This window comes from Photobacterium ganghwense (genome assembly GCF_003025595.1).
In the GTDB taxonomy this organism is placed as follows: Bacteria; Pseudomonadota; Gammaproteobacteria; order Enterobacterales; family Vibrionaceae; genus Photobacterium; species Photobacterium ganghwense.
In genome coordinates, this window is record NZ_PYMI01000006.1 from 17,079 (window position 1) to 36,376 (window position 19,298).

The 19,298-nt window shown below is 54.2% G+C and carries 23 protein-coding genes; 9 read left to right on the plus strand and 14 right to left on the minus strand.

Translation table 11 applies throughout. The features are described 5' to 3' along the window. Nucleotides 1-72: 72 nt before the first annotated feature. The 8 genes from fusA to fkpA all read right to left on the minus strand — a co-directional run bounded on the left by fusA (nt 73) and on the right by fkpA (nt 6,260). Nucleotides 73-2,169 carry an elongation factor G gene (gene fusA / locus C9I92_RS19225; protein ID WP_047887124.1) on the minus strand — a complete coding sequence of 699 codons (2,097 nt, stop codon included), beginning with the start codon at nt 2,167-2,169 and terminating at the stop codon, nt 73-75. Nucleotides 2,170-2,259: 90 nt separating this feature from the next. After that, the gene (gene rpsG, locus C9I92_RS19230; RefSeq protein WP_047887125.1) at nt 2,260-2,730 is read right to left on the minus strand and encodes a 30S ribosomal protein S7; all 471 of its coding nucleotides are present in this window, start codon (nt 2,728-2,730) and stop codon (nt 2,260-2,262) included. Nucleotides 2,731-2,825: 95 nt separating this feature from the next. Beyond that, nucleotides 2,826-3,200 (minus strand): 30S ribosomal protein S12, encoded by a 375-nt coding sequence (gene rpsL / locus C9I92_RS19235; RefSeq protein ID WP_004399892.1) that lies wholly within the window; start codon nt 3,198-3,200, stop codon nt 2,826-2,828. A gap of 178 nt (nt 3,201-3,378) precedes the next feature. Then, a complete protein-coding gene (tusB, locus tag C9I92_RS19240; RefSeq protein WP_047887126.1) occupies nt 3,379-3,672 on the minus strand; it encodes a sulfurtransferase complex subunit TusB in 294 nt (97 codons plus the stop codon). Between the two features lie 7 nt (nt 3,673-3,679). Further along, nucleotides 3,680-4,036 (minus strand): sulfurtransferase complex subunit TusC, encoded by a 357-nt coding sequence (gene tusC / locus C9I92_RS19245; RefSeq protein WP_047887127.1) that lies wholly within the window; start codon nt 4,034-4,036, stop codon nt 3,680-3,682. A gap of 11 nt (nt 4,037-4,047) precedes the next feature. Next, complete coding sequence (gene tusD, locus C9I92_RS19250; RefSeq protein ID WP_047887128.1) at nt 4,048-4,440, minus strand: sulfurtransferase complex subunit TusD; 393 nt, start codon at nt 4,438-4,440, stop codon at nt 4,048-4,050. Beyond that, nucleotides 4,437-5,159, minus strand: a complete 723-nt coding sequence (locus tag C9I92_RS19255; RefSeq protein WP_047887129.1) for a helix-turn-helix transcriptional regulator — start codon at nt 5,157-5,159, stop codon at nt 4,437-4,439. The genes tusD and C9I92_RS19255 overlap by 4 nt, the downstream gene beginning before the upstream one ends. A 282-nt stretch (nt 5,160-5,441) precedes the next feature. After that, nucleotides 5,442-6,260 (minus strand): FKBP-type peptidyl-prolyl cis-trans isomerase, encoded by an 819-nt coding sequence (fkpA, locus tag C9I92_RS19260; RefSeq protein ID WP_047887130.1) that lies wholly within the window; start codon nt 6,258-6,260, stop codon nt 5,442-5,444. A 325-nt stretch (nt 6,261-6,585) separates the two neighbouring features. Here fkpA and C9I92_RS19265 point away from each other — a divergent pair, with 325 nt between their 5' ends. Next, nucleotides 6,586-7,569 carry a WD40 repeat domain-containing protein gene (locus tag C9I92_RS19265; protein WP_047887131.1) on the plus strand — a complete coding sequence of 328 codons (984 nt, stop codon included), beginning with the start codon at nt 6,586-6,588 and terminating at the stop codon, nt 7,567-7,569. Then, entirely contained in the window at nt 7,570-7,791 is a 222-nt protein-coding gene (locus tag C9I92_RS19270) for a SlyX family protein (RefSeq protein ID WP_047887132.1), read from the plus strand. A 96-nt stretch (nt 7,792-7,887) separates the two neighbouring features. Here the strand turns inward: C9I92_RS19270 and slyD are convergent, their stop codons facing one another. The 4 genes from slyD to kefG form a co-directional block, all read right to left on the minus strand. Further along, the gene (slyD, locus tag C9I92_RS19275) at nt 7,888-8,436 is read right to left on the minus strand and encodes a peptidylprolyl isomerase (protein WP_047887133.1); all 549 of its coding nucleotides are present in this window, start codon (nt 8,434-8,436) and stop codon (nt 7,888-7,890) included. A gap of 99 nt (nt 8,437-8,535) precedes the next feature. Continuing rightward, complete coding sequence (locus tag C9I92_RS19280; RefSeq protein WP_047887134.1) at nt 8,536-8,748, minus strand: YheV family putative zinc ribbon protein; 213 nt, start codon at nt 8,746-8,748, stop codon at nt 8,536-8,538. Between the two features lie 69 nt (nt 8,749-8,817). Beyond that, nucleotides 8,818-10,623 carry a glutathione-regulated potassium-efflux system protein KefB gene (gene kefB, locus C9I92_RS19285; RefSeq protein ID WP_047887135.1) on the minus strand — a complete coding sequence of 602 codons (1,806 nt, stop codon included), beginning with the start codon at nt 10,621-10,623 and terminating at the stop codon, nt 8,818-8,820. Continuing rightward, nucleotides 10,613-11,182 carry a glutathione-regulated potassium-efflux system ancillary protein KefG gene (kefG, locus tag C9I92_RS19290; RefSeq protein WP_047887136.1) on the minus strand — a complete coding sequence of 190 codons (570 nt, stop codon included), beginning with the start codon at nt 11,180-11,182 and terminating at the stop codon, nt 10,613-10,615. Before kefG ends, kefB begins: the two co-directional genes overlap by 11 nt. Nucleotides 11,183-11,401: 219 nt before the next feature. Here kefG and C9I92_RS19295 point away from each other — a divergent pair, with 219 nt between their 5' ends. The 5 genes from C9I92_RS19295 (at nt 11,402) to C9I92_RS19315 (ending at nt 16,154) form a co-directional block, all read left to right on the plus strand. Continuing rightward, nucleotides 11,402-13,324, plus strand: coding sequence for an ABC transporter ATP-binding protein (locus tag C9I92_RS19295; RefSeq protein ID WP_047887137.1), 1,923 nt, complete (start codon nt 11,402-11,404; stop codon nt 13,322-13,324). Nucleotides 13,325-13,346: 22 nt separating this feature from the next. Next, a complete protein-coding gene (locus C9I92_RS19300) occupies nt 13,347-13,847 on the plus strand; it encodes a TIGR02444 family protein (protein WP_047887138.1) in 501 nt (166 codons plus the stop codon). A 53-nt stretch (nt 13,848-13,900) separates the two neighbouring features. Continuing rightward, nucleotides 13,901-14,887 (plus strand): hydrolase, encoded by a 987-nt coding sequence (locus C9I92_RS19305; protein ID WP_047887139.1) that lies wholly within the window; start codon nt 13,901-13,903, stop codon nt 14,885-14,887. Between the two features lie 71 nt (nt 14,888-14,958). Continuing rightward, nucleotides 14,959-15,174: a YheU family protein gene (locus tag C9I92_RS19310; protein WP_047887140.1), complete on the plus strand. Its 216-nt coding sequence runs from the start codon at nt 14,959-14,961 to the stop codon at nt 15,172-15,174. Between the two features lie 110 nt (nt 15,175-15,284). Then, a complete protein-coding gene (locus tag C9I92_RS19315) occupies nt 15,285-16,154 on the plus strand; it encodes a phosphoribulokinase (protein WP_047887141.1) in 870 nt (289 codons plus the stop codon). A gap of 163 nt (nt 16,155-16,317) precedes the next feature. Here the strand turns inward: C9I92_RS19315 and C9I92_RS19320 are convergent, their stop codons facing one another. Then, nucleotides 16,318-16,725: an OsmC family protein gene (locus tag C9I92_RS19320; RefSeq protein WP_047887142.1), complete on the minus strand. Its 408-nt coding sequence runs from the start codon at nt 16,723-16,725 to the stop codon at nt 16,318-16,320. Between the two features lie 272 nt (nt 16,726-16,997). Here C9I92_RS19320 and crp point away from each other — a divergent pair, with 272 nt between their 5' ends. Both crp and C9I92_RS19330 read left to right on the plus strand, forming a co-directional pair. Then, nucleotides 16,998-17,630: a cAMP-activated global transcriptional regulator CRP gene (crp, locus tag C9I92_RS19325; RefSeq protein WP_027250650.1), complete on the plus strand. Its 633-nt coding sequence runs from the start codon at nt 16,998-17,000 to the stop codon at nt 17,628-17,630. 370 nt (nt 17,631-18,000) lie between these two features. Continuing rightward, nucleotides 18,001-18,180, plus strand: a complete 180-nt coding sequence (locus C9I92_RS19330) for a hypothetical protein (RefSeq protein ID WP_047887143.1) — start codon at nt 18,001-18,003, stop codon at nt 18,178-18,180. A 279-nt stretch (nt 18,181-18,459) separates the two neighbouring features. On the opposite strand, the gene C9I92_RS19335 is transcribed toward C9I92_RS19330, so the two are convergent. After that, complete coding sequence (locus C9I92_RS19335; protein WP_047887144.1) at nt 18,460-19,254, minus strand: DUF1338 domain-containing protein; 795 nt, start codon at nt 19,252-19,254, stop codon at nt 18,460-18,462. Nucleotides 19,255-19,298 lie beyond the last annotated feature (44 nt).

Genomic DNA, 19,298 nt, shown 5'->3' on the forward strand with positions numbered 1-19,298 from the left:
ATTAAATATGGGGCGCGTCAGAAGTTGCTATTTTATGCGCCAACAGCCATTGGCGCAATACAGATATTGCGATTAACCACGCTCTGCGATGATAGCGTCGGCGATATTCTTAGGAACTTCGGCGTATTCACAAAATTCCATAGAGTATGACGCACGACCCTGAGTCGCTGAACGCAGGTCAGTTGCGTAACCAAACATCGCAGACAATGGCACTTTAGCACGGATGATCTTCAGACCTGCTGGGCCCTCATCCATACCTTCGATCATGCCGCGGCGACGGTTCAGGTCACCAACAACATCACCCATCCAATCTTCTGGAGTTGTTACTTCAACTTTCATCAATGGCTCAAGAATCACTGGGGACGCCTGCAGGGCACCCTTCTTGAAGGCCATAGAACCGGCAATCTTAAATGCCATTTCGTTGGAGTCAACGTCGTGGTAAGAGCCGTCAAACAGGGTCGCTTTGACATCCAGTACAGGATAGCCCGCCAACACACCGTTATTCATCTGCTCTTCGATACCTTTAGCAACAGCACCGATGTACTCTTTTGGTACCACACCACCAACAACTTCATCCACGAATACGAAGCCTTCATTTGGTTCTGAAGGTTCGATTTTCAGCCATACGTGACCATATTGACCGCGACCACCAGACTGGCGAACAAATTTACCTTCCACTTCCGTTTTACCACGGATAGTTTCACGGTACGCCACCTGAGGTTTACCAACGTTACATTCAACGCTGAACTCACGCTTCATACGATCAACGATGATATCCAGGTGCAGTTCACCCATACCTGAAATCAGTGTCTGACCAGATTCGTCATCGGTTTCAACACGGAACGATGGATCTTCAGCAGCCAGTTTACCCAGCGCGACACCCATTCTTTCCTGGTCAGCTTTGGAGCGAGGCTCTACAGCAATCTGGATTACCGGCTCTGGGAATTCCATACGCTCTAGAACTACTTTATGGTCAAGATCACACAGTGTGTCACCGGTGGTCACATTTTTCAGACCGATTGCAGCGGCGATATCGCCGGCGCGAATTTCTTTGATCTCTTCACGCTTGTTCGAGTGCATCTGTACGATACGACCGAAACGCTCGCGTTTCTCTTTTACAGAGTTGTAGACAGTATCACCTGAATTCACAACCCCAGAGTAAACACGCATGAAGGTCAGGCTACCAACAAATGGGTCAGTAGCGATTTTGAATGCCAGCGCAGAGAACGGTTCGTCATCGCTTGAATGACGCTCAATTACGTTACCGAGCTCATCTTCACCACGAATCGATTTCACGTCCGTTGGTGCAGGCAGGAATTCAACAACAGCATCCAGAACAGCCTGAACACCTTTGTTCTTAAATGCAGAACCACAAGTAGCCAGTACGATTTCGTTCGCCAGCGTACGCTGACGCAGACCAGCTTTAATCTCTGCTTCTGACAGCTCACCTTCTTCCAGGTATTTGTCCATCAGTTCTTCAGAGGCTTCAGCGGCAGCTTCTACCAGGTTCTGACGATATTCTTCTGCAAGTTCAAGCATATCGGCCGGAATGCTTTCATAGGTAAATGACATACCCTGATCGCTTTCATTCCAGTTGATAGACTTCATCTTGATCAGATCGATAACGCCTTTGAATTCGTCTTCAGCACCAATATTCAATTGAATCGGCACTGGGTTTGCGCCAAGACGGTTTTTAATCTGCTCGACCACGCGCAGGAAGTCAGCACCAGCACGGTCCATCTTGTTCACGAATACCATACGAGGTACATGGTATTTATCAGCCTGACGCCAAACGGTTTCAGACTGAGGCTCTACACCGGATGAACCACAGAAAACCACTACCGCACCGTCAAGCACACGCAGTGAACGCTCTACCTCAATGGTAAAGTCAACGTGTCCAGGGGTATCGATGATGTTGATGCGGTGCTCAGGGAATTGCGCTTCCATACCACGCCAGAAGGTCGTAGTTGCAGCAGATGTGATTGTGATACCACGCTCCTGCTCCTGCTCCATCCAGTCCATGGTAGCTGCGCCGTCGTGAACCTCACCAATCTTGTGAGACAAGCCTGTGTAGAACAGGATACGCTCGGTAGTTGTCGTTTTACCGGCGTCAACGTGAGCACAAATACCGATGTTGCGGTAGCGCTCGATAGGCGTTTTACGAGCCACGGCAGTATCCTCTTACTAAGGGGTACCTTAGAATACGGGTGAGGCGCAGCAAGCCATGCTTGCTGCGCCTGGTCGGTATTACCGGGTATATTACCAGCGGTAGTGTGCGAACGCTTTGTTCGCTTCTGCCATACGGTGAACGTCTTCACGTTTCTTAACAGCAGAACCTTTGTTGTCAGCTGCATCCAGCATTTCTGCTGCCAGACGCTGAGCCATAGATTTTTCACCACGCTTACGCGCAGCTTCAACCAACCAACGCATTGCCAGAGCATTACGACGCACTGGACGTACTTCTACTGGAACCTGGTAAGTTGAACCACCCACACGGCGAGACTTAACTTCTACCGCTGGACGAACATTTTCAAGAGCTTTTTCGAAGATAGCTAGCTGTTCTTCACCAGAACGCTCAGCCATTGTGTCTAGTGCAGTGTAAACGATTTTTTCTGCAGTAGATTTTTTACCGTCAACCATTAGGATGTTAACGAATTTTGCCAGCAGTTCAGATTTGAACTTTGGATCTGGAAGGATCTTACGCTGACCGATTACGCGACGACGTGGCATGGATTTTCTCCGTTGTCTTCTTCAGGTTATCCAAAACTTTTCAGTTTCTTCAAAAATAAAATAATTTGTGTTTGGCCTTACTTAACGGAAATCCATTAAGACTTAGGACGCTTCACACCGTACTTAGAACGACCTTGTTTACGGTCGTTAACACCAGCACAGTCAAGTGCACCACGAACGGTGTGGTAACGAACACCTGGAAGGTCTTTAACACGACCACCACGGATCAGAACAACTGAGTGCTCTTGAAGGTTGTGGCCTTCACCACCGATGTATGAAGTAACTTCGAAACCGTTAGTCAGACGAACACGGCACACTTTACGTAGTGCTGAGTTTGGTTTCTTAGGAGTAGTAGTGTATACACGAGTACATACACCACGCTTCTGTGGGCACGCTTCTAGTGCAGGCACGTTGCTTTTTACAACTTGCTTAGCACGTGGCTTACGTACCAACTGGTTAATAGTTGCCATTAAATAGCTCCTGAAAATATTACTTTCGTAAATGTGAAAAATCCGCCTCCCAACAACAGGAGGACGCGAAATTTTAGGCATCGCGCCTAAACGTGTCAAGATATAACCAACGATCAATCAAATGATCATTTCTTAGGCAGGCTAATTCGGTGGTTGTTTCGCCCGTTTTTAGCGGGTTTTAGTCCCATTTCATCTGGGTTTCGTGAGCTTCGGTTAGCGAAACAAAACCTTGATAATCAACGCCTTCAAAACCCTCCCCCAGGCGACCTACCAACCCTCTGGCGTGCAGATCCGGTAACAGGACAGAAATTGTGATGCCCTGATCGCGCAGGACGGTCAGCGCGTCAAAATTCGCCGTTATGGCTAAAACTGCATCTTGAATCAGCAGAACAGCGTCATCCGCGACGATCGTCGACAGACTTTGTTCAAGTGCACGGCTCTGAAACGGGGAGCTGGTGAAGATATGGAGCATAGTGGCCTCAGAAAGTCAGAATGCGCTGGCAGGCATGCAAGTGGGCAGAAAAGACTTCCGGCTCACAGACCGTGACGTCGATAAGCAGACTGGACGGTTCCACACCCCGCTCTTCCAGTGAACGGCGGCAGACATAAATCTGCTCAATGTCATAGAGATCCAGCATTTTGAACGTCGCAATATAGTCGCGGGACAGGATCGCTTGTGGCGTCTGGTTTGCCAGCAGCTGCATCACACCATCGGCGTGGAAAAAGACCGCGATATCTTCGCTGTAAGCCGAAGTGGCCAATACAGCGTCCAGTCCTTCTCGCCCGCTGGCACTGCCGTGCGGGGCGGTGCGAAATACAAAACCCAGTGTTTTCATGTGTTGTTCCGTTAAAACTGAATCACGCGATCGGCGGTCAGCATGGCCTCAGCCAAGCCGCCCAGTCCGGCCTGTTCAAAACCTTCCGCCAGATTGGTTGTCGGTAGCTGGTTTTGAGTGGCTTCCTGCTGACCCACAATACCGCGTCGCAGGGCAGCCGCGACGCAGGTTTGCAGCTCAACGCCATGGCTGCGGGCTAGCTGTTGCCAGGCCGCAACCAGATCGAACTCATCCGACGCCGGTGCCGTCAGTGCCGACCCATTGTGCACACCGTCCTGGTAGAAAAAAATCCGGGACAGGCTATGGCCTTTCGCCAACACGGCCTCGGCAAACTGATAGGCCGAACGGGCGGCCTGGGTACCGTACGCCGGCCCCTGCACGACCAGCACGTAGGTCAGGCTCATTTTTCGCCATCCTCGGTTTTACGCTGGCGGATATACAGATACACGGTGTGCTTGGAAATGTTCAGACGATCAGCCACGCGGTTAATGGCATCTTTGATATCAAAGATCCCTTTATCGAACAGCTCCATCACAATCTGACGGTTCTTCGCGTTGTTCGACACGTTCTTATCCGCATTGATTTCTTCGATGGTTCGCTCAACGGTCTGGTCCACCAGCTCATCCACATCACTGGCAAAGTTCACGGTCGATGCGGCCTGCTTGGCTTCATCGGTTGGCATGAAGGATTGCAGAATTTGCGAGAATGGCGCATCCAGATTGACGTTAATACACAGCAGACCGATGATGCTGTTATCCGCATTGCGAATGGCAATGGTGATCGATTTCATCAGCGCACCGCCTTTTGCCCGGGTGAAGTAGGCGCGGGAGAAATTGCGCTCCGAGCCTTCGATATCCCGCAGCATTCGCAGTGCCAGGTCTGTGATCGGCGAGCCGACTTTACGGCCGGTATTCTCACCGTTGGCAATCTTAATCGCTGACGTATTCAGATCCGCCAGCGAGTGCAGCACGATCTCACAGAACGGGCCGATCAGGGCGGCCAGTCCATCTACCACCGCCTCGTAAGAACGTAAAATCGTGTAATCATGCTCACTGAAAGCACGGGGCTCGATCAGGTCACTCTCGACCATCACCTCAGAGCCAAAGTTGTCTGTAGAAACCACTCGTCTTCTTCCTTGCTCAATCCCATTGTATTTAGCTTCAGCTGCCGACTGGGAAAACGAAAATAAATAGAATGGGCTAGTCCTGCCCTGCCGGTTGATGCAGCAGTGGACCATACAATTCAAATCTTGCTTGCAAGTTTATCAGAATAATGACAGGAGCCTGAATACTTGATAGCCACGAATCCTGCTGTAATGCACAAAAAACCCGGCTTGAGCCGGGTTTTTGGGATTGTTCACCAGCAGATTGGCTACCAGTGACGCATTAAATATGGTGCAGGCGTGTTACTGTGCCGCACTTTCCTGTACTTCTGCCGCAGGGGCATCGGCTTTCACGATATCCAGCAATTCCACTTCAAACACCAACGTTGAATTTGCCGGAATGCTTGGGTTGGCCTGTGAACCGTATGCCAGCTCTGGCGGGATAACGAACGTGTACTTCGAACCAACCGGCATCAGCTGAACACCTTCCGTCCAGCCCGGAATCACTTGATTCAGCGGGAACGTCGCAGGCTGATTACGCTTGTAAGAGCTGTCAAACTCGGTACCGTCGGTCAGTGTGCCTTTGTAGTGCACTTTTACGGTGTCAGTCGCAGCTGGCTTGTCGCCTTCACCCGCTGTCTCTACGTGGTACAGCAGGCCAGATTCTGTTTTCACTACACCGTCTTTTTTCTCAAATTCTGCGCGGAACTTTTCACCGGCTTTCAGGTTTTTATCCGCTTCCGCTTTGGCTTGCTGCTGAACCATTTCAGAAACGCGGTGATCCAAATCCTGCAGCGCTTGCTGTGTTTCTTCCTGAGACAGACGGCTGTTGCCGGCAAACACATCAGTCACACCCGCCAGAACCTGATCGCGGCTCAGCGACAGGCCAAGCTCTTTTTGCTGATCCAGGTTAGCCGCCAGGTATTGTGCCAGTGACGCGCCAATGGCGTAAGCCGCTTTATCATCTTCCGTGGCAAAGGTGGCCGGTGCAGCAGATTCTGTTGCGACCTGCTCTACTTTTGCAGGCTCAGCCGGTTTCGTTTCCGCAGTTTTTTCATCTTGACAGCCGACGGCGAGCAGAATAGTTGCGGCCAAAACAGACATCTTTAGAACAGGTTTCATGTATTTCTCCATCATGTGTTGAGGGAAGGTGTATTGCTCTCGGCTCTCCACCTAGCGCTGGAAAGTCCCCTAAAAACGGTTCGTGCGGGAGCGATCTCCCTCTCAATATTGTCCGGTATCATGCCGGGGCGACCGGGGCCGGTATGGTCTCCGGTCAAACTGTATTACTATAGCGACAGTGCAGACGGACCGACGTTCAGCGCTGGTCTCAGTATGCCGCGTGTTTATCACGCTTTTGTGAGGCCCGTGTAATAGATTGGCTAACAGCCCCCTGCGACCTCACTTTATATGCTTACTTAACAAAGCCAAACGGAACCAGACCTTAATGCAAACAAAAAGATGCATAACCATCTTCATTGTGGCACTTCTCACTCTGAGCGGTTGTTTTTTTTCCGGTGCAGAGCAGCAGCGTTGGTCTTTGGCCGATGAAGGCGCGACCAGCTTCAGCCTGAGTCGTGACGGTCGGTTTGCGCTTTATCACTCAGCCATACAAGGTATCGTGCTGTGGGATTTACAGCAAAACAAAAAGTTAGCAGATTTTGGTTCTCAAGATCCATATCACAATACCGTTCTGAGCAGTGCCATTGCTGACAATGGCCGCTTTGCCATTACTGCCACGGCGCAGAACTTTGCCGTCTGGGATCTCGCTTGGGGCCAGTCGGAAGGTCTGTGGTCGGTTTCCGACGGTACCATTCGCGATGTCGCGATAGCCAACAACGGCCAGCATGTCCTGCTGGCGCTGTCGAACGGTAAAGCACTTTACGTCGATTTGGGCAGCGGAAGACGGCTGGAGTTCCTGGCTCACCGGGAAAAAGTCAATGCGGTCGCCCTATCGCCCAATGGTCGCTTCGCCCTGTCAGGCGGCAATGACTATAATGCCTATCTGTGGGATACCCTAAGCGGCCAGATTGTCTATCGCTTCCCGCATACCCACCGCATCAGTCAGGTGGCCCTGCAGCGGGACGGCAAACTGGCCATGACGGCTGACGGCGGCAACGACATTGCGATCTGGGATCTGCACACTGGCGAAAAACAATCGGATCTGGCGGTCCGGCTGCGGCAGCAGAACCTGTCGAGCGCCCGTTTCTCCGATGACGGCAGCCGCCTGGTGACCGGCACCCCGGCACGCCGGGTCGAATTGTGGGATACCCGTAGCGGTCAAAACCTGGGACGCTGGGAAGCCGCCGCCCAACAAGATACTCGACCACCGGCAGCAGTGGTGTATGATGTCGCCATTACACCTGAGGGCAACGTGACCTCTGGTACCTCGGCAGGTATCGCCCAGTTGTGGACGACGGAAGAGAAGTAAATGAAAGACATTGACCAACTCCAGGCCCGGATTGATGAGCTGGAAATGAAGCAGGCGTTTCAGGATCAAACCATTGAGGAGCTGAATCAGGCACTGACGGCCCAACAGTTCCTGATTGATAAAATCCATACCCAGATGCAGTTTCTGGTCGGCAAGGTGAAAGGCATGCAGCCTTCGCTGATGGCCTCGGAGTCTGAAGAGACACCACCGCCCCATTACTGAGCCTTGCCGTTTGATGCCCAATAAAAACAAAAAAGGAAGCCGAGGCTTCCTTTTTTATTTGCGGTTAAGCGACGCGGTCCGCCAGGGACGGGGCACTTAGTGTGAGCAGCAACCACCTTCGTGATCGTGGTCATGATCATGGTCGTGATCGCCACAGCTGCCGCCGCCACAACAACCGCCACCCTGATGGATGTGGCCATGTGAGATTTCTTCTTCAGTTGCAGCACGTACTGCAACAACTTCAACGTTGAAGCTCAGTGTCTGGCCAGCCAGCATGTGGTTACCGTCAACCACCACGAAGTCACCGTCAACTTCAGTCACTTCTACCGGGATTGGACCCTGGTCCGTATCCGCCAGGAAGCGCATGCCGACAGTGATCTCGTCAACGCCTTGGAATACGTCTGCAGGTACACGCTGAACCATAACGTCCATGTGCTCGCCGTACGCTTCTTCTGGAGCAACAGTCACTTCAAACTTGTCGCCAGCTTCACGGCCTTCAAGTGCCTTCTCCAAACCTACGATCAGGTTGTTGTGACCGTGCAGGTAATCAAGTGGTGCGTCAACAGTTGACTGATCAACTACTACACCGTCTTCTGTTTTCACTTGGTAAGCCAGGCTTACTACCACGTCTTTAGCGACTTTCATGTTTACTCCAATTTTGAACTGGGTATCAAGGGATGTGCGCATGATACCGGATAATGGCACTCAGATGCCAATATTCTCTGTGGGGTTTCCTAGCCGGATTCAGTCTTCCGGCTTGAAGATCCCAATAACTTGCTGTTTCGTCTGGGCAGACAGTTGCTCGCTCTGCTCAACCGATTTAGGCGCACGAACATCGGTATGGCCACACTCGACACACTCTACCCGCTCGACGTCATTTTCCTGCCACCAGCGCAATGTGTCCTGCTTATTGCACGACGGGCAAACTGCACCGGCGATAAACCGTTTTTTCGCCATTATTATCGCTCCTTGCCTTCAACCCGCACCCGCCTTCCGGCCGCTCGGTGGGGTGTTAATGGGAACGGCTCAGTCCCAGCCGTTATGCCGCTCCCGCTCACCGCGCATTTCGCGGTCAAAAATTTCTTCCAGTTCCTTGCGGGCTTCTTTGGCCCGCGTCGCCAGGTGGACATCTTCTGAATGCTGCGGCAGCAAATCCCGCAGCGCTGTGGTATCGAGCTTGCGGAAGTGAGCTTCTGCCCGCTTGGCTTGGTAGGGATGCATGCCCAGTGATATGAGGGCCTGACGCCCCAAATCAAGAGCACCGGCAAAAGTTTCCCGGGAAAAGTGCTCGACCCCGTGACTCAATAACTGGTGGGCTTCCACCCGACTGCGGGCACGGGCGAGAATTTTCAGGTGCGGGAAATATTGCTGGCACAACGCCACCACTTCCATCACCTCATCCGGTTCATCGGTACAGATGATGATGGCTTCCGCTTTGTCCGCGCCGGCGGCACGCAGCAAATCTAACTGAGTCGCATCGCCATAATACACCTTGTAGCCGAACTTACGCAGAAACTGGATCTGACTGGGATCCCGTTCCAGGATCGTCACCTTGATCTTATTGGCGAACATCAGCCGCCCCACCACCTGGCCGAAACGGCCAAATCCGGTGATGATCACCCGCGGCTCGCGGTCAATCACATCACTCTGCGGTTGCTCTGGGGCAGCGGCTTTAAAGCCGCGCGCAAACCATTTGTCCTGCAGCACCAAAATCAGCGGCGTGGTCATCATCGACAAGCTGACCACCACCAGCAGCGATGAGGTCAATTCATGCCCCAGCAGCCCTTCCCCTTGCGCAGCCGTAAACAGGACGAAGGCAAATTCCCCGCCCTGACTGAGAATCGCCGCCATCTGGCTGCGCGATTTAGCCCGGATCCCAAAAATCCGGGCCAGTCCGTACAGTAACAGCCCTTTAACGCAAATCAGTAACGCCACCGCCAGCACAATTTGAAGCGGGTATTCCCACAGCAACCCAAGGTTGACCGCCATCCCGACAGCAATAAAAAACAGCCCGAGCAACAACCCTTTGAACGGCTCAATCGCAATTTCCAGCTCATGCCGGTATTCGCTTTCAGCCAGCAGAACCCCGGCCAGAAACGTCCCCAGTGCCATCGACAGCCCGAGCGACTGCATCCCGAGTGCTATCCCGATGACCAGCAACAGCGCCGCCACGTTAAACAGTTCCCGGACGTTACTGAGCACTACCCAGCGAAACAGCGGGCGCAGCAAGAAATGACCGCCGACCAGTAGCAGCGTGATCCCGCCCAGCATCCAGACACCATCAAGCCAGCTGCCGCCGCCGCCACCGGCCAGTACCGGCAGGAACGCCAGCATCGGGATCACGGCAATATCCTGAAACAGCAGCACCGCGAATCCGGCCTGTCCGGTTTCGCTGCCGCCCAAGTTCTGCTCTTCAATAACCCGCAAAGCAATCGCGGTCGAAGACAGGGCCAGCCCCATACCGACCACCAGTGCATCCCGCCAGCTCATGGCTGGTAGCCACGACTGCGCGAGCAGCAATAGCGAGGCAATGACCAAACTGGTCAGCACCACCTGGCTGCCCCCCAGCCCGAGAATGGGCTTACGCATCTGCCACAGTTTTTTCGGGTTCAGCTCCAGACCAATCAGAAACAGCAGCAGGACCACCCCAAACTCGGAAAAGTGCAGGATGGCGTCTACGTCGGAGATCAGCCCCAGCCCCCACGGGCCGATCGCGATCCCCGCCAGCAGATAACCCAATACGGAACCCAGCCCCAGCCGCTGGGCAATCGGCACAGCGACCACGGCCGCGGCCAGAAAAACCACGCTGCTGGACAAAATATCACTGGCCATCACGCACCTCCCTGAGCATAGCCAGCGGATCGTTCAGCCACGCCCGGTAAAGGCGCGCATGCTCATCCCGCTCGGCCACCGGCACCCGTCTTGCCCAGTGCAGCACCAGAGGGGGAATCCACTCCATCCGGCACAAGGCCGCACACAATTCAAAAGGACGGAGAATGTCATCTATCGAGCTGCGGTTATAGCCATCCGGAGTGTAAGCTTCTGCCGCCCCGCCGGTAGTCACCACTGACCGCCAGTACTTTCCCAGGGTCTGCTCCCCTTCCCCGTGGGCAAACCCCTTGGTCAGAATCACATCCATCCATTCCTTGAGCAGCGCGGGACAAGAATACATATACAGCGGATGCTGGAACACGATGACATCATGCTGCTGCACCAGTGCCCGCTCACGACTGACATCGATGAAAAAATCCGGGTAGGCCGCATACAGATCATGCACCGTCACATGTGGCAGATCGGCAATCGCCCGGAGCATGTCACGATTGGCGATAGAGGCCTGAGGATCGGGGTGGGCATAAATTACCAGAACGCGCGGGGGTCCGTGTGAGGTCATAACACTCCTTGTCGGCAGACAAACCGGTTGAGGCTGCCTGCCCTGTTCACCTTACCTGATACTCACATAATACATAATAACGCTCGTATGAGCAGGGATTTATCGCCGCGGTTCACCCGCCGGAACGGATTAGCAGTTACGGCGGCTTTGCGTTAGACTGCCGCACATCTCTCTACAGGTATCAAGTTTCTCGGAGCGGGGACCTCCCCGGCACAATCAATGATCACGTTTTCCGATATTCAACTGCTGCGCGGCGGCAAAATCCTGCTCGATAAAGCCACCGCCACGATTCACCCGGGTGACAAAGTCGGCCTGGTCGGCAAGAACGGCTGCGGCAAGTCGACCCTGTTTGCGCTGCTGAAGCATGAACTGAGCGTGGATGCCGGCAACTGCCAGTACCCGGCAGGCTGGGAGCTGGCCTGGGTTGCCCAGGAAACCCCGGCACTGGAGCGCAGTGCCCTGGAATACGTGATCGACGGTGACCGGGAATACCGCCAACTGGAAGCAGACCTGCTGGCAGCCGAACAAGCCAATAATGGTACCCGGGTCGCCGAACTGCACGGCAAGCTGGATGCCATCGGCGGCTACAGCATCCGGGCCCGCGCCTCGGAGCTGCTGGACGGGCTGGGTTTTTCCCAGGACCAGATGGACTGGAACCTGACCCAGTTCTCCGGTGGCTGGCGGATGCGACTTAACCTGGCGCAGGCGCTGCTGTGTCGCTCCGATCTGCTGCTGCTCGATGAACCGACCAACCACTTGGATCTTGATGCGGTTCTGTGGCTGGAAAAATGGCTGCAAGGTTATCGCGGCACGCTGCTGCTGATCTCCCACGACCGGGATTTTCTTGATCCAATCGTGAACCGCATTGTTCACATTGAGAACCAGGGGCTGAACAGCTACACCGGTAACTACTCATCGTTTGAAACACAGCGGGCAGACAAACTGCTGCAACAACAAGCCACATTCCAGAAACAGCAGAAACAGATTGCCCACATGCAGTCCTACATCGACCGTTTCCGCTATAAAGCCAGCAAGGCCCGTCAGGCACAGAGCCGGATCAAGGCGCTGGAGCGGATGGAAAAAGTGCTGCCGGCCCAGTTTGATAACCCGTTCAGCTTCGAGTTTCGCGAGCCGAGCGCCCTGCCGAACCCAATCCTGATGATGGAACAGGTATCAGCCGGGTATGCCGACAAACTGATTCTCGAACACATCCGCCTCAATCTGGTCCCGGGCAGCCGAATTGGTCTGCTGGGGCGCAACGGTGCCGGTAAATCGACCCTGATTAAAATGCTGGCCGGTGAGCTGCCGGCCAAAGCGGGTGAGCTGACCTACTCGCAAGGGGTAAAGATAGGCTACTTCGCCCAGCATCAGCTGGAAACCCTGTACATGGACGACACCCCAGTTCAGCACATGGTACGTTTGGCACCAGAGGCCACTGAGCAGCAACTACGGGACTACCTCGGCAGCTTCGGTTTTATCGGTGATAAGGCCCTGGAGCCCGTCGGCCCGTTCTCGGGCGGTGAGAAGGCCCGTCTGGTACTGGCTCTGATTGTCTGGCAGCGACCAAACCTATTGCTGCTCGATGAACCGACCAACCACCTGGATCTCGACATGCGTCAGGCCCTGACTCTGGCCCTGCAATCGTACGAAGGGGCCATGGTCATCGTCAGCCACGACCGCTACCTGCTGCGCGCGACCACTGACGATTTGTATCTGGTGCATGACCGCAAGGTTGAGCCGTTCAATGGCGATCTGAACGACTACCACAAATGGCTGACAGAGCTGCAGCGTACCGAGCGCCGCGAACAACAGGCCATTAAGCCGGATGCATCGAAAGACAACAGCGCCGCCTCCCGGAAAGAACAAAAACGCCTGGAAGCGGAGTTTCGTAAGCTGACAGCCCCACTGCGCAAGCAAATTGAGAAGCTGGACAAACAGATGGAGACGCTGGGCGAGAAACTGGCGAATGCCGAGGCCCAGCTCTCTGACAGCAGTATCTATGAAGCGGACAACAAAGCCCGGCTGAACGAACAAATGCAACTGCAAGCCAGCGCCAAAAACGAGCTGGAAGACGTGGAAATGGCCTGGATGGAACTGCATGAGCAGCTGGAAGTCATGGAAGCGGAATTTCAGGCCCGTTAATCAGTTAAACCGGACAACCGTGATGCCAAACCCTGCCCCTGATACGCTGACAGACCAAACCCAGGCTTTCTGGGAATTTGCTCTGACGCATTATGCCCGCCCCGGTGTGGAACAGGCATGCCTGTGCTTACAGGACAGCTATCAGGGCAATGTGAACCTGGCCTTGCTGCTGCACTGGCTGGACACTCAGGCACAGGCGCTGCCGGCAGACGCTCTGCCGGCCTTGTTGGCCGCCCTGACTGATACCGACGCCCTGCTCAGCCATTTTCGTCAACTGCGCCGGGAGCTGAAACCCGGGCTGGCGCCCACCGCCTACCGCAAGCTACTCGACTTTGAGCTGGCACTGGAAAAACGCCAGCACCGCGATCTGCTGGCGGCGCTGGCAAGGTCTTGCCCTGCCCCTCACCCCGCAGCCAATCAGCTCAATCCTCAGCCGCCTAATCTGGCCAACTACGCCCGCAAGCTCGGCTTACCGGATACCCTGCTCAACCAGCTGCGGGGAGCAGCGCCTGAGGGCAGATGATCTTTCGCGTCAGGAGCGCGTACACTTACCCAAAAGGTCTAGAAGGATTTCCCATGACTCCGTTTGAACCGGCCAATGGGCTGCGTAACCCCCATCTGCAAACCCTGCTGCCCCGCTTTCTGCGGCGCAAGCCTCTGTTTACCCCCGTCACGCAGCGGATAGAAACGCCGGACGGCGATTTTCTCGACCTGGCCTGGACCGCAGCACCGGATACCTGCCGGGTTGAGCAACCGGTCATGGTGCTGTTTCATGGCCTGGAGGGCAGCTTTCGCAGCCCGTATGCCAATGGCCTGCTGCACGCCGCCCACAATCAGGGCTGGCTGGGCGTGATGATGCACTTTCGCGGCTGCAGCGGGGAAATAAACCGCCATCCCCGCAGCTACCACTCCGGGGAAACCAGCGATGCCCGTTTTTTCCTGCGCTGGCTGCGGGAAAAATTGCCAAGCCAGCCGTTTTTTGCTGTCGGGGTTTCGCTGGGCGGTAACATGCTGGTTAACTATCTGGCCGAAACCGGCACCTCATCCGACTTACTGGCAGCTCAGGCCATCTCGCCACCGCTCGATCTGGCGGCCTGTTCCGCCCGGATCGAACAGGGTTTTTCCCGGGTGTATCAACAATACCTGCTGGGCTCGATGAAGCGGACCCTGAGCCAAAAACTGGCCGTGTTGCCCGGCGCGATGCCGCTGTCACCGGATCAGGCTGAGCAGATCCGTACCCTGCGCCAGTTTGATGATATGGTGACCGCCCCCTTGCACGGCTTCGCGGATGCCGAGGACTACTATCAGCGCTGCAGCGGCCTGACCAAACTGACCGACATCACCACGCCACTGCGGATCATCCACGCCAAAGATGATCCTTTCATGACCGAGGCCGTGATCCCGGCGCAGCCGTTACCGGCGCACATCGTGTACGATCTCTGCCCGTACGGCGGCCATGTCGGGTTTGTGACCGGCAGCTGGCGGCGACCGGATTTCTGGCTGGAAACCACCGTGCCGGAATGGTTCAGCCCTTTCCTGCCAGCAGACGCCGACCACGACTAGCACCAGCGCTCTACAACTGGCGAAATTCCCCCTATAATTTCGCCAGATTTCGCAACTACCGAGTATTTCCTATGATTATTCCCTGGCAAGAGATTGATCCCGAAACCCTCAACAACCTGATTGAGCATTTTGTCCTGCGTGAAGGGACCGATTACGGTGAGCGTGAGCTCAGCATGGATGAGAAAGTCAGCCGGGTTCGCCAGCAACTGGAACGGGGTGAGGCCGTGATTGTCTACTCCGAACTGCACGAAACCGTGGATATTAAATTGCGCCGTCACCTGGGCTAACTGCCTCTACGCGTTCCGTTTTCTGGTCGGCATTTTTCACAATCCGGCTTGACCTGACCGCGCCACCCTGTTAATAACTCTTTCCGTTAATGTTAACGACAGGGTTTGTCATGTCTGCAAAACATCCCATTATTGCAGTAACAGGGTCCTCAGGGGCGGGTACCTCCACCACCTCGGAAGCATTTCGTAAGATGTTCAATATGATGAACATCAACGCCGCCTGGCTGGAAGGTGACAGTTTTCACCGCTTCACCCGACCGGAGATGGATGTGGAAATCCGTAAAGCCAAAGAGCAGGGCCGCCACATCAGCTACTTCGGCCCGCAGGCGAATGATTTCCCCCTGCTGGAATCTTTTTTCCGCCAGTACGGCGAGGATAGTAGCGGGAAATTCCGCCGCTATCTGCACACCTTCGATGAGGCGGTGCCTTACAACCAAATGCCGGGGACATTCACCCCGTGGCAGGATTTACCGGAAAACACCGATGTGCTGTTCTATGAAGGACTGCACGGCGGGGTTGTGGATGGCGACACCAATGTTGCCCAACATGTGGATCTGCTGATCGGCATGGTGCCTATTGTCAACCTGGAATGGATCCAGAAGATCGTGCGCGACACCCGCGATCGCGGCCATTCACGGGAAGCCGTGATGGATTCAATTGTCCGCTCAATGGATGATTACCTGAACTACATCACGCCGCAGTTCTCCCGCACCCATATCAACTTCCAGCGCGTCCCGACGGTCGACACCTCGAACCCGCTCAGTGCCAAGGCGATCCCGAGCCTGGATGAGAGCTTTGTAGTGATCCGCTTCCGCGGTATCAAGAAAGTCGATTTTCCTTACCTGCTGGCGATGATTCAGGGCTCTTTCATGTCACGCCACAACACCCTGGTGGTGCCGGGCGGTAAGATGAGTTTTGCGATGGAGCTGATTATGCGTCCACTGATCCAGCAGTTAATTGATACCGGCAAGATCAGCTAATCGCGACGAGGTGTTATTGAGTTTGGCTTAGCGAGCAGCGTGAACGAACCGGCCTCAGCGCCGCACCCGGTACCGACAAGACACCGCCCGCCCAGTGCATTGCACCGGGCGGGCGGCAATTTAACATATCAGGCGTTCTCGTCAGTTAACTGACGATAGCCGATTAATCCTGAGCGATCACTTCATAAGAGTGCGTCATTTCTACCCCTTCCCCCAGCATCAGGCAAACCGAGCAGTATTTTTCCAGTGAATCGGCCACGGTTTTGGCGACCACCGCTTCATCCAGATCGTGGCCGGCGACCACAAAATGAATGTTGGCAGAAGTAAACAGACGCGGGGCCTGATCACGGCGTACTGAGGTAATTTGCGCTTCGCAGGCCGTGATTTTCTGCCCGGCAGATTTCAGGCCGTCAACCACATCTACCGAACTGCAGCCACCCGCAGCCATTAAAACCATTTCCATCGGACTTGGCGCTTTTTCTCCGCCGTTTCCGTCCATCACCACGCTGTGACCGGAATTTGACTGACCCAAAAAGGTCAAATTCTCGACCCATTTCACTCGTGATTGCATGGCTTTCTCCTTCTCTAAAATAGGGTGTTTTGGCACTATCTGACAACTGTGTGATCATGTGCACACTTATGACCACGAAATGGCCTTTTCCGATAGATCAATATCAAGAAATACGCGCCGAAAAAAGATAAACTCTGAACTAATTATTCACGTGAGCTTGCAGCCCAGCGGTTGACTGAATATCCTAAACGGCGAACAAATTATTGTTAGGCCCAGCCTCAAACTTATAGGGACGTCGTTGTTGGGCAACAAACGCAGAGGAAGTTAGTAATATGGTTCCAGGTAAACCTCAAACAGATCCAACTCTAGAGTGGTTTCTTTCCCATTGCCACATCCACAAGTACCCATCAAAAAGTACGTTGATCCATGCAGGGGAAAAAGCGGAAACACTCTACTACATCGTTAAGGGTTCTGTTGCTGTCCTAATCAAGGATGAAGAAGGCAAGGAGATGATCCTGTCATACCTAAACCAGGGTGACTTCATCGGTGAGCTTGGCCTGTTCGAAGAAGGCCAGGAGCGTACCGCTTGGGTTCGCGCGAAGACCCCATGCGAAGTGGCAGAAATTTCATTCAAGAAATTCCGCCAGCTGATTCAGGTTAACCCTGATATTCTGATGCGCTTGTCAGCACAGATGGCTCGCCGTCTGCAAGTGACCAGCCAGAAAGTCGGCGACCTGGCATTCCTGGACGTAACAGGCCGCATTGCTCAGACACTTCTGAACCTGGCAAAACAGCCGGATGCAATGACTCACCCGGATGGCATGCAGATTAAGATCACCCGTCAGGAAATCGGGCAGATTGTTGGCTGTTCCCGTGAAACGGTTGGCCGTATTCTGAAGATGCTGGAAGAGCAGAACCTGATCTCTGCGCACGGTAAAACCATCGTGGTTTACGGTACGCGCTAAGATGCCGCTGCAACGTCAGTGAAAAAAGCCGCGCTCAGCGGCTTTTTTATTATCTGCGACCAGCATACCAACTAGCCCTTATCCCTTTATGCACCCCCAGCTTCAGAGTCCCTCTCACGACGTCCCCCTCGCTCATTACCGTGTTGCCAGGAACCGTACTTAGCAACATTGGCATTAGCAGCAACATTGGCGGGACTTGAATGCTCGCGACACCCAGTACAGCGCGAGAGATCGCCCGGCGTTGCGGCGCGATACATCCGAGAGTTGCCGACACGCTCACCCTTTTCCCCCTTGCCTCCGGCCGGACAAGTGCTACATTCAGGAGAGACGCCTATGCAACTGATGCAAGGTCCTGACACGGATAACAGATATGGATATCGAGCGTTTTTCCCCGCACCAGCCCTCATTGAGCCCGGCTATCATTGCCCCGTTGCCTGCCACCGTCGAGTTGACCGGCTTTAGCGGCAACCGCCATTACCATGAGCAAACAGCCTTACAGGACGGCTGTCCGGCTGCCCTGCCGTTGCCACCGCTGGATTGCCAGCACTGACGCTGATAACCGATGCCTGCCATGCGCTGGCACTAAACGCCAAGTACTCAACACCTGACACTAAACACCTAGCACCGAATAATTGGCACTAAACACCATCCCACAAACATGTGGTACGAAACAGCAGAGCCTGAACGAAAAAAGCCCTGCAACAACCGCTGCGGGGCAAAGGGAAAGCATCTCATTGGGATTCTGATCGGTTATCGCTCTTGACCAGAGAGCAGCCTTGAAGGTCAGACCCTCAAGGCTTGGTGACCCATTCTGTGATAAATGGGCGTTTTACATGTTCGTACTTTCGAAGATCTTGTCGGCAGATGCTTCTACAAAGCCCGAGTACAACTCACCGTCAGGCATTGGGTAACGCTTAGCGAACTCATAGAAGCCACCCGGAATCGAGTGAACACCATCCGTAAAGCCGACATCAACCCGATCAGCCATGGTCGATGACTGTTCCAGCAGCACTTCAGGGCTGCCTTTGACTTCACCGCCTGACTCATTGATGACAAACCCGTTGTGACGCAGCAGCTGGTTCACCTCAACCACTTCGGTAAACTGCTCAAGCTGGTTGATGCTGACCGTAAAGTGGTTAGCCCCGTAACCGTGCGCAGCCACCCAACCCGCATACTCACTTTCTGCTGACAGCATGTCGTAGGTCGCAAAATCCAGCTCCCACAAACGGCCGCCGTACAGGAACGCAGGATCATTCAGCGCCTCTTCCGGTACTTGGTTAACCAGCTCACGCACCGCTTGCTGCAGTTCAGAACTGAATTGTCCAACCATCAACTCACTGATGAACACTTTCGGTGCACGCGGGTTCGGGTGCTCAAAGTGCTCAGCATACAGCTTCTTCGCTTCGAAATGATACTTGCCGCACGGTTTGTAGCCGATCGCGATAAACGGCGCCGCCAGGCGATCCAGTCCCACTTTGGGCAGGTTGAAGGTACGCAACGCAATATGATCATTAAGCAGCGGTTCGTCTTCGGTCAGCAGGTCATGAACCTGCGCCGCTGACGGACACAAACGCTGAATGTAATCCTGCCACAGCCCTTCAAACAGTTTCTCTACCCTTTCCATGTGTTTGCCATCCTCTTAACTAAAGTGAACTCAGGCGCCCGGAC

Coding starts and splice junctions, on each gene's coding strand:
- rpsG (WP_047887125.1), bottom strand. CDS start 2,730: ATGCCACGTCGTCGCGTAATCGGTCAGCGTAAGATCCTTCCAGATCCA.
- rpsL (WP_004399892.1), bottom strand. CDS start 3,200: ATGGCAACTATTAACCAGTTGGTACGTAAGCCACGTGCTAAGCAAGTT.
- tusB (WP_047887126.1), bottom strand. CDS start 3,672: ATGCTCCATATCTTCACCAGCTCCCCGTTTCAGAGCCGTGCACTTGAA.
- tusC (WP_047887127.1), bottom strand. CDS start 4,036: ATGAAAACACTGGGTTTTGTATTTCGCACCGCCCCGCACGGCAGTGCC.
- tusD (WP_047887128.1), bottom strand. CDS start 4,440: ATGAGCCTGACCTACGTGCTGGTCGTGCAGGGGCCGGCGTACGGTACC.
- fkpA (WP_047887130.1), bottom strand. CDS start 6,260: ATGAAACCTGTTCTAAAGATGTCTGTTTTGGCCGCAACTATTCTGCTC.
- C9I92_RS19265 (WP_047887131.1), top strand. CDS start 6,586: ATGCAAACAAAAAGATGCATAACCATCTTCATTGTGGCACTTCTCACT.
- C9I92_RS19270 (WP_047887132.1), top strand. CDS start 7,570: ATGAAAGACATTGACCAACTCCAGGCCCGGATTGATGAGCTGGAAATG.
- slyD (WP_047887133.1), bottom strand. CDS start 8,436: ATGAAAGTCGCTAAAGACGTGGTAGTAAGCCTGGCTTACCAAGTGAAA.
- C9I92_RS19280 (WP_047887134.1), bottom strand. CDS start 8,748: ATGGCGAAAAAACGGTTTATCGCCGGTGCAGTTTGCCCGTCGTGCAAT.
- kefB (WP_047887135.1), bottom strand. CDS start 10,623: ATGGCCAGTGATATTTTGTCCAGCAGCGTGGTTTTTCTGGCCGCGGCC.
- kefG (WP_047887136.1), bottom strand. CDS start 11,182: ATGACCTCACACGGACCCCCGCGCGTTCTGGTAATTTATGCCCACCCC.
- C9I92_RS19295 (WP_047887137.1), top strand. CDS start 11,402: ATGATCACGTTTTCCGATATTCAACTGCTGCGCGGCGGCAAAATCCTG.
- C9I92_RS19300 (WP_047887138.1), top strand. CDS start 13,347: ATGCCAAACCCTGCCCCTGATACGCTGACAGACCAAACCCAGGCTTTC.
- C9I92_RS19305 (WP_047887139.1), top strand. CDS start 13,901: ATGACTCCGTTTGAACCGGCCAATGGGCTGCGTAACCCCCATCTGCAA.
- C9I92_RS19310 (WP_047887140.1), top strand. CDS start 14,959: ATGATTATTCCCTGGCAAGAGATTGATCCCGAAACCCTCAACAACCTG.
- C9I92_RS19315 (WP_047887141.1), top strand. CDS start 15,285: ATGTCTGCAAAACATCCCATTATTGCAGTAACAGGGTCCTCAGGGGCG.
- C9I92_RS19320 (WP_047887142.1), bottom strand. CDS start 16,725: ATGCAATCACGAGTGAAATGGGTCGAGAATTTGACCTTTTTGGGTCAG.
- crp (WP_027250650.1), top strand. CDS start 16,998: ATGGTTCCAGGTAAACCTCAAACAGATCCAACTCTAGAGTGGTTTCTT.
- C9I92_RS19330 (WP_047887143.1), top strand. CDS start 18,001: ATGGATATCGAGCGTTTTTCCCCGCACCAGCCCTCATTGAGCCCGGCT.
- C9I92_RS19335 (WP_047887144.1), bottom strand. CDS start 19,254: ATGGAAAGGGTAGAGAAACTGTTTGAAGGGCTGTGGCAGGATTACATT.